The following is a 12,599-nucleotide window of genomic DNA, read 5'->3' on the forward strand; positions in this document are numbered from 1 at the left end:
ATGAACGCAGGTGGTCGGCTTGGTGCCCGGTTCGGGCCCTACCGTCTCGACCATCTCATCGGCCGTGGGGGCATGGGTGAGGTCTATCGCGCGCTCGACACGGTCAAGGACCGCGTCGTCGCGCTCAAGTTGCTCACACCCGAGTTCGCTGCCGACCCCGGTTATCAAGAACGGTTCCGTCGAGAATCGCAACTGGCCGCGAGACTGTCCGAACCGCATGTGATCCCGATCCACGACTGGGGTGAGATCGACGGGGTGTTGTTCATCGACATGCGCTTGGTCGAGGGACAGGATCTGCGGGCGGTTCTCCGCGAGAACGGAGCCCTCGAGCCTGCCCGCGCGGTCCGGATCGTCGAACAGGTGGCGGCAGCACTCGATGCCGCCCACCGAGACGGACTCGTCCACCGCGACGTCAAACCGGAGAACATCCTGCTCGACCGCAACGACTTCGCCTACCTCGTCGACTTCGGTATCGCGCAGGCCGACAGCACGGGCCATCTCACGCAGATGGGATTGGCGATCGGGTCGTATGCGTACATGGCCCCCGAACGCTTCGGCGATGGTGACGTGGGGGCGCGGTCGGACGTGTACTCACTGGCCTGTGTGCTGTACGAGGCGCTGACCGGCTCGGCCCCGCATCGCGCCGACACCGTGGGCAGCGCCGTCCGCGCCGTGCTGCTGGACACACCGACGGCGCCCAGCGCTGTCAATCCCGTTCTGCCGCGGCCGCTCGATGCGGTGATCGACACCGGACTGGCCAAGGATCCGGCCCATCGGTACCCGTCGGCGTCGGCATTCATCGGTGCGGCAGCAGCAGCTCTCGGTACCGGGGCGACGGGGAACTCGGCACCTGCGGTGTCGTTGACCAAGCCGGGTTCGGAGATCCCGACGACTGCCGACCCGCTCGCGCGCAACGAATCCCAGCAGTCCGCGGCGAACAAGGCCTGGGGCGACATGCCGCGTGATCCGCACTACTCGCCGACCGTCATCTCCGGGCCGGTCGGCGCCGGTGCGCCCGGATCGGGGGGGTATGGATCCGGACCGTACGTATCCGGCCCGCCTCCGCCGCCGGGTTCGGGACCGGTGCCCTACGGCCCGGCCGCGTCGGGACCCGTAGGGTACGGTCCCTCGCCACAGCCGTATCAGCCGATGTCACCGCCGCCGGGACGTTCCGGCAACCGGACGGTCGTCGGCATTCTGGTGGGGTTGATCGTGGTGTTCGTCGTCGGTCTCGGTGTTCTGGCCGCGGTCCTGTTCATGCGTGATCGCGGCGGAGGCGACACCGCACGACAGGAGGCGGTGACCGTCACTGCCGACGCGCCCGTGACGACGACCCCGGCACCGACCACCACCTCGATGCGGCGGACACCGCCTGCGGGGTCCACCCCGTGCGCGCAGGTGTACGGACAGACCGGTGCGTTCTCGGGGTCTGCCGTCGGCAATGCGATCACCAGCTGTGCATTCGCCGAGGAGGTGCGGTTGGCGTATTCACGCAGCGGTCCGCCCGCGCAACTGCCCCGGTCGATCCCCGTCTACAGCCCGGTCACCGGCTCCACGTATTCGATGTCCTGCATCGACACGGGTGCGGTCACGACGTGCACCGGCGGCAACGACGCCGTCGTCTACGTCTACTGAGAGTCGAAGGGTATGAACACCCCACGTGGGATGGCGACGGCAATCGTTCTCGCGATGATGGCGTTGGTGGTGAGCACCGCCTGCGGGGCCGGCGCACCGCCCCCGGCACCCACCACCGTGACGGTGACCAGGAGCACGGCGGCGCGGATCGAACCATCCGTCACATCGTCGTCCTCGATCCCCGCGCCGGGCACCACGGTGCTGGCCAATCGGTACGCATCACTGGCCAAAGGACTGCCGGGAAAGGTGGGTGTCGCGATCGCGGCCGTGGGCGCAGGCGGGGAGCCGGTGGTCTTGGGTGATCTGACGACGGGGGTCGCGTGGTCGACGATCAAGGTGCCGCTGGCGATCGCGGCGTCACGCCGGGCGGGAACCCGGGTCGCCTCGGCGGTACGTCGAGCGATCGTCGAATCCGACAACGACGCCGCTTATCAATTGTGGAATTCGCTGGGGGCGTCCACGGCGGCGGCCCAGGCAACCCAGGCGGTACTGCGCGAAGCCGGCGACACCGTCACCGTCGTCCAGTCGCAGCAGGTGCGGGGTCCGGATTTCACGCCGTTCGGACAGACCCAGTGGTCATTGGTTCAGCAGGCGCGGTTCGCCGCCGGTCTGCCGTGCATACCCGACAGCGGGATCGTGGTCGGTCTGATGGGCAGAGTGGCCGGTAACCAGCAGTGGGGAGTGGAGACCGCATCGTCACCGGCTCTGGTCGCGACCGCGGTCAAGGGTGGCTGGGGCCCCGGTCCCGACGGTGGTTACCTGGTTCGACAACTGGGCCTGGTCACCACGTCCCGCGGGCTGACAGCGGTCGCCCTGGCCACTCTGCCGGACGCGGGCAGCTTCGAGGCGGGGACCGCGGTGTTGGACACCGTCGGCGGTTGGCTGGCGAAGAACGTCGACGCCCTCCCCGCCGGTAGGTGCTGACGAGCCGGTGTCAGCCCGCTGACCCCCGTCCGGTCTCGGTCTGCAGGCGGTCGATCATCTCCGACGCCTGCGCCTTGGTGAGGTCGTCGGGAATCTGCTCTCCGGCCTCCTGCGCCAGTGTCTCCAGGTAACTGCGCTGCGGACCGGTGGGTGGCTCGTCACCGGTCACCCAGTCCTCGGGGTCCTTCTCGGGGTTCTGGCCGACGTGTTCTTCGCTCATGTGTTCGATGCTACCCGTACGTGTCCGCCGCGTCTACGATTCAGTGATCAGCACGCGGCCATCCGCCGCCATCGGACTGGTCCGCGCCGACGGTGTGGGTGGGTGACAGAGGAGGTTCGATGCCCGAGAACGAGAAGTCACGGGACCCGGGCCCGTCGGTCAAGGACGACGAACTGTACGAGAAATTGCGCGACGAGGGGAACTCGAAGGAGAAGTCTGCGCGTATCGCCAACGCGGCCGCGAACAAGGGTCGCAGTGAAGTGGGCCGCGAGGGCGGGAGGTCGGGATCGTACGAGGACTGGACGGTCGACGAATTGAAGGGTCGCGCAAAGGACATCGGTGTCACCGGATATTCGGATCTGAACAAGGACGAGCTGATCGAGAAACTGCGCGACCACTGACGATCCGTCCACGACGACCGTCGGCCGACGGGGTCGTGTCAAGAAAAAATTCTGGCTGGTTCTGACTTCGTCGGAGTCCGTGTCACCGACGGTCGCCACCGTATGGTCCCCATCATGGACACCCGGCCACGCGCGTATCTCGTCTGTGCGTCGCAACGCAGCGGCAGCACGCTGTTGGTCGAGTCCCTGCGGGCCACCGGTGTCGCGGGCGAGCCCGCCGAGTTCTTCCAATACCTACCGACCACCTCGCTCGCGCCGCAGCCGCGCGAATGGTTCGCCGACCTCGACGACCCGTCCGTACACGAATTGTTGGCGCCGTTGGTGGTGGGTGACCCCGACTCGGAGACGGCCGACGACTGGCGGGTACGCGTGGTCGCATCCGGCAGGACTCCCAACGGTGTCTGGGGCGGAAAGCTGATGTGGAATCAGGTGCCGTTGCTCGTCGGCCGTGCGGTCGCTCTGAGTGACCGTACCGGTACCGATCTGCGGTCGGCCGTTGCCGATCTGCTGGGTGAGGAACCTCTGTACGTCAAGGTGAATCGCGACGAGGTGGTCTCGCAGGCGGTGTCGTTCTGGCGCGCGCTGCAGACGCAGGTCTGGCGAGGGGCCACGCCTCCCGAACTGGACGCGAACGCCGTCTACCACGCCGGAGCGATCGCGTATCTGGTCTCGCTGCTGAGGGCCCAGGATGCCGGATGGCGCGCATGGTTCACCGAATCCGGGGTGGTCCCACTGGAAATCGACTACCGAGACCTGGCCGCGGACAGTGCCGAACAGACCGGTCGGGTGCTCGCCGCGCTCGGTCTCGACCCCGAGCTCGCTCCGCCACCGGCGTTGGAACGGCAGGCCAACGCGCGGTCGCGGGAGTGGGCCGAGCGGTACCGACACGACGCCGAGACCGAGGGCTACCCGCTGTGACGACCAGAGTGAGGAGGAACCGGTGAACGCTGGTCAACGTTCGGATCCGGGCACCACCGACACGATCGACGTGAAGCACGTCGACGAGTTGCGTGCGCTGGAGGCCGAAGCAGTGCACATCATCCGCGAGGTGGTCGCCGAACTGGAACGACCCGTTCTGCTGTTCTCCGCGGGTAAGGACTCGATCGTCCTGCTCCGGTTGGCGGAGAAGGCGTTCCGTCCATCGCCGCTGCCGTTCCCGGTCATGCACGTCGACACCGGACACAACTTTCCCGAGGTGATCGAGTTCCGCGACCGCCGGTTGTCCGAGGAGGGGCACGATCTCATCGTCGCCTCGGTGCAGGAGTCGATCGACAACGGTCGCGCGCAGGAGGTCGGTGGTCCCAACGCCTCGCGTAACCGATTGCAGACCATCACCCTGCTCGACGCCCTCGAGGCGGGCGGATTCGACGCCGCATTCGGTGGCGCGCGGCGCGACGAGGAACGCGCGCGGGCCAAGGAACGCATCCTCAGCTTCCGCGACGAATTCGGGCAATGGGATCCACGGGCCCAGCGTCCGGAACCGTGGTCGCTCTACAACGGTCGGATCCGTCGCGGCGAACAGGTCCGGGTGTTCCCCCTCAGCAACTGGACGGAGGTCGACGTCTGGCGCTACCTCGAACTCGAAGATCTGGCGCTGCCGTCGATCTATTTCGCGCACGAGCGGGAGGTGTTCGAACGCGACGGCATCCTACTGGCGACGTCGGAGTTCACCGCGCCGGCCGAGGGCGAGTCCGCCCGGGTGCGCACCGTGCGGTATCGCACCGTCGGCGACCTGACCATCACCGGTGCCGTCGAATCGACCGCGGCGACCATTCCCGCTGTTGTCGAGGAGATCTCGGCCGCGACGGTCTCCGAACGCGGACAGACCCGTGCCGACGACCGAACCAGCGCCGCAGCCATGGAGGACCGCAAGCGAGAGGGTTATTTCTGATGACCGCGACCCAGCAGCAGCCGCGGCAACTGTTGAGGCTGGCCACCGCGGGATCGGTGGACGACGGCAAGAGCACGCTCATCGGCCGACTGCTCTACGACACCGACAGCTTGCCGTCCGACCACCTCGACGCGGTCACCGACGCCGACGGCCTGCCCGACCTCGCCGCTCTCTCCGATGGTCTGCGCGCGGAACGTGAACAGGGCATCACCATCGACGTCGCCTACCGCTACTTCTCCACGCCCACCCGCAACTACATCTTGGCCGATACTCCTGGTCACGAGCGCTACACCCGCAACATGTTCACCGGAGCGTCCAACGCGCATGTCGGGGTACTCCTCATCGACGCCCGTTCCGGGGTCATCCGGCAGACCCGCAGGCATGCCCGGATCGCGACCCTACTCGGGGTTCCGCACCTGGTCGCCGCCGTCAACAAGATCGACCTGGTCGACTTCGACGAGGGTCGATTCACCGAGGTGCAGGACGAGCTGCGGGTGCTCGCCGACCGATTGGCCATCCCGGAGATCGCCGTGGTGCCGTTGGCCGCGCGGTTCGGCGACAACGTGGTGCATCGGTCCGAGCGGACGCCCTGGTACGCCGGCCCGACCTTGTTGGAGTACCTCCAGGACATCGACCTGGTGGCGCCGCACGCCGAGCGCACCGAACTGCGGCTGCCCGTGCAGTGGGTGTCACGACCCACCAGTGGGCAGCGACGGCGATACACCGGGCGCCTCGCATCGGGGACGCTCGCGGTGGGCGATGAGGTGACCGTGCTGCCGTCCGGGTCGTCGAGTACCGTGACCGCACTCGACACCCTCGACGATCATCGCGACAAAGCCGTTGCGCCGCTGTCGGTCTCTGTGGAACTAGCCGACGACATCGACGTCGGTCGCGGTGATGTGATCGTCAGCAGTGACCGGGATCCGGTGACACCGGTCATCGCCCGAGAGTTGCTGGCCACCGTCTGCTGGTTCTCCGACACACCGTTGGTCGTGGGTGAACGGTTGTCGCTCAAGGCCGGGACCACCACGACCCGGGCGACGGTCCAGCAATTCCACAGCAAGATCGACCCGGAGACCCTGAACGACGAGGCCAATCCGGTGGCGTTGGCTCTCAACGACATCGGGTCGTTGACCCTGCGGACGAGTTCGACCGTGGTGGCCGATCGGTATCTGGACAGTCGCGATCTGGGCTCCTTCATCCTCATCGACGAGAACTCCAACGACACGGTGGGTGCGGGCACCATCACCGAGGCCAGAACGGTCGAACCCGGCAAGCGCACCCGCAACGACATCAAGTGGCATCCGTCGGCGCTCGAACGTACACACCGATGGTCCAAGGTCGGGCAGCGCGGTGCCGTGGTGTGGCTGACCGGCTTGCCTGCGTCGGGGAAGTCGACCGTCGCGGTGGCGTTGGAACGGGCGTTGGTGGAGTCCGGTCGGGTCGCGTACCTGCTGGACGGCGACAACGTCCGGCACGGGTTGTCCGACGACCTCGGGTTCTCGCCGGGCGATCGGGCCGAGAACATCCGTCGCGTGGGACATCTGACCCGGTTATTCGCCGACGCGGGGGTGGTGGCGATCGCATCGTTGGTGTCACCGTTGCGGTCCGATCGTGAGATCCCCCGTGCGCTCGCGGCCGCGGCCGATCTCGCCTTCGTGGAGGTCTACGTGTCGACCCCTATCGAGGAGTGCGAGCGCCGTGATCCCAAGGGGCTGTACGCACGAGCGCGATCGGGGGAGCTTCGCGGACTGACCGGGGTGGACACCCCGTACGAGCCCCCCGAGGACGCCGACCTGGTCATCGACACCACCGGCGCGGACCTCGACGGCCTGGTGTCGCGGGTCCTCGATGCGTTGTCCGTTCAGGAGCACGCCCACGGCGGCGAGTGACCCGCGGACGACCGGTACGCGGGCGTAGCCTGGCCTCGATGACCGATGCACCCGGTGACGCGCACAGCGGCCACTGTTGTACGCCTGCAGCCGCGTCGACGCCACCGCCGCCGATCGTCGAGGTCGTGACGGGACCTCATCGCGTGGAGCAGGTGAAGGTACCCGCCGGAGAGTTCGCGATGGGCGATCACCACGGCGACGGATATCCCGCCGACGGTGAAAAACCTGTTCATCCGGTTCGCCTGTCCGCCTTCCAGATCGATGCGGTGACCGTGACCAACGCGGCGTTCGCCGAATTCGTCGACTCGACGGGATACCGCACCACCGCGGAAGAGGCGGGTGCCTCGGCGGTGTTCCAAGGCCTGGTCGCGGATGACGCGGACGTGGTGGGGCGGTCGTCGGGGGCCTCGTGGTGGGTGGCAGTGCGGGGTGCCGATTGGGCGCATCCCTTCGGTGGGACAGCGAGTCTGGAGGGCCTCGAGGATCATCCGGTGGTCCACGTCAGTTGGTACGACGCGTCCGCGTACTGTCGGTGGGCGAACCGCACGCTACCCACGGAGGCACAATGGGAACGGGCCGCGCGGGGGTCGCTGACGGGAGCCCGCTACCCGTGGGGTGACACGCTTCTCGATCCGGAGGGTCGATGGCGGTGCAACATCTGGCAGGGTGACTTCCCGACCGTCAACACCGTCGACGACGGTTACGCCGGCACCGCACCGGTACGCACCTACGCCCCCAACGACGTGGGGCTCTGGCAACCGACCGGCAACGTGTGGGAATGGTGCGCCGACTTCTTCGACGCTCGCTGGTATCGGAACGCCGACCAGCTGGACCCGATTGGTCCCGTCCGAGGTCGGAGACGGGTTCTGCGCGGCGGGTCGTATCTGTGCCACGACTCGTACTGCAACCGGTACCGGGTGGCCGCGCGGTCGGCCAACACCCCCGAATCCTCCATGGGCAACGCCGGATTCCGTACGGTTGCGGTGTCGCCGACCGGACGGTCAGTGACCGACGGCGCGGGGGTGTAGTTCGCGCTCGTCGCCGCGGGGTCGCCGTGAGGGCAGCGACCGTCCGGCCTCCCTGGCGGCGGCGGAGTTCAACTGCTCACGATGGCGGCGCATGAAATCCCTGGCCACCGCGTTGCCGTGGGCTTCGGACGGAAGAGTGTCGTTCGTCGTCGACCGCCAGCTGTGCAGGCGGTTCGCGAGATCTGCCACCACCTCCGCGTAGGCCGGGTCGTCGACGACGTTGTCGCGTTCGAACGGATCGCGAGTCAGATCGTACAGCTCTCGGGGCGCGCGCGGCAGGTCCTCGGTGCCGTCGAGGGCCTGAGCCGAGAGGCTGTCCCGGATGTCCAACGGCATGCTCAACGCCGGTCGATCGGCGTAGTTCTCGATGTAGCTGTGGGTTCGGGTCCGCACGGCCCGGATGGGATCGAAGTTGTCGTGATAGGTCTTCTCGGTGAAGACCTCTCCGCGTACGGTCGCTGCGTCCACACCCGCGAGGAGTGCCTCGGCGTGTGAATAGCCCTCGATGTCATCGGGTATCGGCGCTCCCAACAGGTCGAGCACGGTGGGGGCGAGGTCCACGCCGCTGAACAGGTCGTCGTACACGTAGGGTGCGACACCGCGTCGGGCGGGCGGGCGGATGATCAACGCCACTCCGGTCCCGGGCGCGTACAGCGTGGATTTCGCGCGGGGAAAGGCGAGCCCGTGGTCGGTGATGAACACGACCCACGTGGTCTCCGCCAGACCCAGTTCTCCCACTGTGTGCAACAGTCGGCCGACCGCCGCGTCGGCTTTCTCGATCGACCCGTGCAAGCCGGCGACGTCCTCGCGGACCGGGCGACTGTCCTCGAGGAAGTCGGGCACGACGACGCGGTCGGGATCGGCATGGTGGTACTGGTCGGCCGGGTAGGGCCGATGCGTCTCGAAGAAGCCCGCCGTCAGGAAGAAGGGCCGGTCGTCCGCCCGTTCGGCGCGATCCCGTAGCCACTGTTGTGACAATGCGACCACGTGGTCGCATTGGGAGTCCGAGACATCCACCTCGTCGAAGCCGATGCTGGTCGGGTCGCTGGACTCGTGCTGCATGCCGAACAACGCGGTCTGATAACCGCGATCTCGCAGCCTCTCGGGCAGCGTGGCGACGTCGTCGTGGTACTCGAACCCGTGGTGTGCCAGACCGGTCAGTCCGTTGCTGTGCGGGTAGCGACCGGTGAACAACGAGCCGCGGGCCGGTGAGCAGAGCGGGGCGGTGGAGTGGGCGTCGGCGCAGCGGATACCCGACGCCGCCAGCGCGTCCATCACCGGACTCGACACGCCGGCCGCACCGTAGCAACCGAGGTGTCGACCCAGATCGTGCCAGTGGATGAACAGGACGTTCTCGGACATCGATCTCCTCGTGGTGTGGACGGCGGCGGCGTCGGGACCCGGCACCAAAGGCTCCATGGTTCACGATCTCCACGACACCGACCACTTTGCGGTCATCGTGGGCGAAAAGGGGTGACGCTCGGCGGGGCGACCGCGACGACTCTGCTCAACACTGCCGCCCGCCGTTGGTTGGGTACTCTGTCACGGACTCGTTCGCACAGGTGTTTACCCGGTATGTTCAGGTGACCGATAACACGGGGAGAGTTCGATGGGAGATGACCGCCGCGCGCCGTACACCGGTACGGATGTCCCACCGGTCGCCCCGGAGGCGGACGCCGCGGCCCTCGCAGAGCGCTACCGACTGCTGCTGGAGTTCAGTCTGGATGCGATCGCCATCCATCAGATGGGCACGATCGTCTACGTCAACGCGGCCGCGGTGCGGTTCGCCGGTGTCGCTGACCAGGCGTCGCTGGTGGGCCGCAAGATCGTGGATTTCGTCCACCCCGACTCCTTACCGGCGATGACCGAGCGTCTCGCGACCCTCGGTCGCGCGGTCAATGCGTCGATCGGGCCTCACGAGGTCACGATGCTCGACGGCCACGGCGTCGCCATCGACATGGACGTCACCTCGGTACGCACGGTATGGGACGGCCGCCCGGCTCATCAGGTGATCCTGCGCGACCTCGCACCGCAGAAGGCCGCGGCCGTACTCCATCAGGCGGCGCTGGTGGACCATGTCAGCGACGCCGTGATCGGGGTGAATTCCGGCAACGTGATCCGGGTCTGGAACTCGGCGGCCCATCGTATGTACGGCATCGCGAGCGCTGACGCCATCGGTCGACCCATCACGGAGGTCGTGGGCGCGGACACCGACGCCGATGCGGTGATCGCTCTCGGCGGGACGTTGGACACCGTGCACCACCGGGCCGACGGCACCCCTCTCACGGTACGGCTGGCGGCCACGGAGATGCCCGACGGCTATCTGTTGGTGGCCAAGAAGGACACCTCGCAGCGACCGTTGTACGAGCGACTGGGGACCATCCTCGCCTCGCTGCAGGAGGCAGTGGTGCTGATCGCCGACTCGGGCACCATAGAGTTGGCCAATCCAGCCGCGTTGCGCATCCTGGACCTGCCGCCGTCGTCGGTGCCGGGGGTCGACATCAGATCATTGTCGCTGAGGTTTCGAACCGCCGGGAGACTCGACGAGGGTGTGGACGACACCGCGACGGATGTCCGCCCGATCCTCGAGGCGCTGGCCAAGGGCGGCGGGTTCAGCGACCGTACGGTCTCACTCCGTCGCGGGGGCGGTACGACCGCCTGGTTGTCCTGCAGTTGTCAGGTAGCAGATCTGGACGGCCCCTCTGCCGCGGCGATCGTGTCGTTCGTCGACATCACCGAGCGTCACCTGACGGCGGCCCGACACGAGTGGGATGCGACCCACGACGCGTTGACCGGACTGATCAACCGGGCGGGAATTCTCGCCCACCTGGATGCTCTGCTCGGCAGCGATACGTCGGAGGGTCGCAGCGCCGTCTACTTCCTCGATCTGGACAACTTCAAGATCGTGAACGACTCGCTCGGGCACAGTGTCGGTGACGTCATGCTGCAGATCGTCGGTGACCGGCTACGGCGAAGCGTCCCCGAGGGCGGGGTGGTCGGCAGGCTGGGTGGCGACGAGTTCGTGGTGGTGGCACCACTGCCCGACGTCGAACCCCAGGCCATCGATGACGAGGTGCGACGCCTCCACGACGCCTTGACACCACCCATCGAGGTCGCGGGCCGCGCCGAGCGCATCTCGGCCAGTATCGGTGTCGCCGCTGTCGAACCCGACGACATCCGGAGCAGCGTGGACCTGCTGCGTGACGCGGACATCGCACTGCTGCAGGCCAAGTCGTCCGACCGGATCTCATACGCGCGTTTCACCGTCGAACTGCGTCAGCACCTACAACGTCGGCAGATCCTCGAGCAGGACATGCGTGCGGCGCTGGCGGACAACAGCGACGAACTGCAGCTGGCCTATCAACCCATCTATGACCTGTCGACCATGCGGCCGGTGGCCGCCGAGGTTCTGATCCGTTGGCAGCACCGCACCCTCGGCGCGGTGTCGCCCGCGGAGTTCATCCCGCTGAGCGAACAGACGGACCTGGTGGATCGCGTCGGTGAGTTCGTGATGCGCAACGCCCTGACCGATCTGGTACGTGACGACTGGATGTACGGACTGCTCTGTGTGAACGTGTCCCGTCGGGAGTTGTCCGACACCGCCGTGTTGACGAGAATTCTGGATCTGCTCGACACCACGGGTTTTCCCGCCGACAGGCTGTGCATCGAGGTCACCGAGAGTGCGGTGACCGATGCGCCGACGACAACCCGCACCGTGCTGAACACTCTGCGTGAGCACGGGATAAAGATCGCGATCGACGACTTCGGGATCGGTTCGTCGTCCCTCAACCAGCTGTACCGGTTGCCGCTGGACATCATCAAGGTGGCACAGCCGTTCGTCGCCGACCTCGGCGAGTCCGATCACGCACGGGCCATCATGTCGGGAATCGTCGGCATGGCGCACGCCACCGGACTGACCGTCATCGCGGAGGGAGTGGAGACCACCGATCAGCTCGCCACCGTGGTGGACCTCGGATGCGATCAAGCGCAGGGTTACTACTTCTGCAGGCCCAGTCCCATCGAGACCCTCACCGAGATCTACCGAGGCTGAACGCTGGATCGCCGATATGCGCCTGGGTAGGCTGGGCTCATGTCGTTCAGCGTCCCCGAACTCGACGGAACCGTTGCCGAGCAATATGCGCAACTGGCGACCTATGCCAAGGCTGTGGTCGACGGTGAACACGACCGAATTGCCAACGCCGCGAACATCTCAGCGATGGTGTACCACTCCCTGCCGAACCTCAATTGGGTCGGCTTCTACTTCTACGATGGTGTCGAGTTGGTTGTCGGACCGTTCCAGGGGCGGCCGGCGTGCGTGCGGATCGCACTGGGGCGCGGCGTATGTGGCACGGCGGCTCGAACAGGGGAGACGCAGCGCGTACCCGACGTGCATGCGGTCGCCGACCACATCGCCTGTGATGCCGAGACCCGGTCGGAGTTGGTGGTGCCGTTGTTCGACGGGGAGGCACTCATCGGGGTGTTCGACCTCGACAGTCCGTTGGCCGATCGATTCACCGCAGATGATCAGAGCGGGTTGGAACAGATCGCCCAGATCTTCCTCGCCTCGTCGAACTGACGAGCAACCGCCGTCACGACATCCCCGCCGAC

General features: G+C 67.0%; 11 protein-coding genes. 9 read left to right on the forward strand and 2 right to left on the reverse strand.

Annotated elements, in window-relative coordinates; genetic code table 11:
• Nucleotides 1-1,635 (forward strand): serine/threonine-protein kinase, encoded by a 1,635-nt coding sequence (locus tag BW971_RS04085; protein ID WP_076476811.1) that lies wholly within the window; start codon nt 1-3, stop codon nt 1,633-1,635.
• 12 nt (nt 1,636-1,647) lie between these two features.
• Nucleotides 1,648-2,559, forward strand: coding sequence for a serine hydrolase (locus tag BW971_RS04090; protein WP_076476813.1), 912 nt, complete (start codon nt 1,648-1,650; stop codon nt 2,557-2,559).
• Nucleotides 2,560-2,569: 10 nt separating this feature from the next.
• Here the strand turns inward: BW971_RS04090 and BW971_RS04095 are convergent, their stop codons facing one another.
• Nucleotides 2,570-2,779 carry a DUF3072 domain-containing protein gene (locus BW971_RS04095; protein ID WP_076476815.1) on the reverse strand — a complete coding sequence of 70 codons (210 nt, stop codon included), beginning with the start codon at nt 2,777-2,779 and terminating at the stop codon, nt 2,570-2,572.
• 119 nt (nt 2,780-2,898) lie between these two features.
• On the opposite strand from BW971_RS04095, the gene BW971_RS04100 reads away from it, so the two are divergent.
• The 5 genes from BW971_RS04100 to BW971_RS04120 all read left to right on the forward strand — a co-directional run bounded on the left by BW971_RS04100 (nt 2,899) and on the right by BW971_RS04120 (nt 7,991).
• A complete protein-coding gene (locus BW971_RS04100; RefSeq protein WP_076476817.1) occupies nt 2,899-3,180 on the forward strand; it encodes a DUF7218 family protein in 282 nt (93 codons plus the stop codon).
• 114 nt (nt 3,181-3,294) lie between these two features.
• A complete protein-coding gene (gene stf0, locus BW971_RS04105) occupies nt 3,295-4,098 on the forward strand; it encodes a trehalose 2-sulfotransferase (RefSeq protein ID WP_076477378.1) in 804 nt (267 codons plus the stop codon).
• Between the two features lie 22 nt (nt 4,099-4,120).
• The gene (gene cysD / locus BW971_RS04110) at nt 4,121-5,071 is read left to right on the forward strand and encodes a sulfate adenylyltransferase subunit CysD (protein WP_076476819.1); all 951 of its coding nucleotides are present in this window, start codon (nt 4,121-4,123) and stop codon (nt 5,069-5,071) included.
• Nucleotides 5,071-6,963 carry an adenylyl-sulfate kinase gene (gene cysC, locus BW971_RS04115; protein WP_076476820.1) on the forward strand — a complete coding sequence of 631 codons (1,893 nt, stop codon included), beginning with the start codon at nt 5,071-5,073 and terminating at the stop codon, nt 6,961-6,963. The genes cysD and cysC overlap by 1 nt, the downstream gene beginning before the upstream one ends.
• A 38-nt stretch (nt 6,964-7,001) precedes the next feature.
• The gene (locus tag BW971_RS04120) at nt 7,002-7,991 is read left to right on the forward strand and encodes a formylglycine-generating enzyme family protein (protein ID WP_076476822.1); all 990 of its coding nucleotides are present in this window, start codon (nt 7,002-7,004) and stop codon (nt 7,989-7,991) included.
• Here the strand turns inward: BW971_RS04120 and BW971_RS04125 are convergent.
• Complete coding sequence (locus BW971_RS04125) at nt 7,965-9,410, reverse strand: sulfatase family protein (RefSeq protein WP_083709263.1); 1,446 nt, start codon at nt 9,408-9,410, stop codon at nt 7,965-7,967. The two genes, BW971_RS04120 and BW971_RS04125, sit on opposite strands and share 27 nt — an antisense overlap.
• A 190-nt stretch (nt 9,411-9,600) precedes the next feature.
• On the opposite strand from BW971_RS04125, the gene BW971_RS04130 reads away from it, so the two are divergent.
• Both BW971_RS04130 and BW971_RS04135 read left to right on the forward strand, forming a co-directional pair.
• A complete protein-coding gene (locus tag BW971_RS04130; protein WP_076476824.1) occupies nt 9,601-12,042 on the forward strand; it encodes an EAL domain-containing protein in 2,442 nt (813 codons plus the stop codon).
• Nucleotides 12,043-12,081: 39 nt separating this feature from the next.
• The gene (locus BW971_RS04135; RefSeq protein ID WP_076476825.1) at nt 12,082-12,567 is read left to right on the forward strand and encodes a GAF domain-containing protein; all 486 of its coding nucleotides are present in this window, start codon (nt 12,082-12,084) and stop codon (nt 12,565-12,567) included.
• Nucleotides 12,568-12,599 lie beyond the last annotated feature (32 nt).

Source organism: Williamsia sterculiae (assembly GCF_900156495.1).
Lineage (GTDB): Bacteria > Actinomycetota > Actinomycetes > Mycobacteriales > Mycobacteriaceae > Williamsia_B > Williamsia_B sterculiae.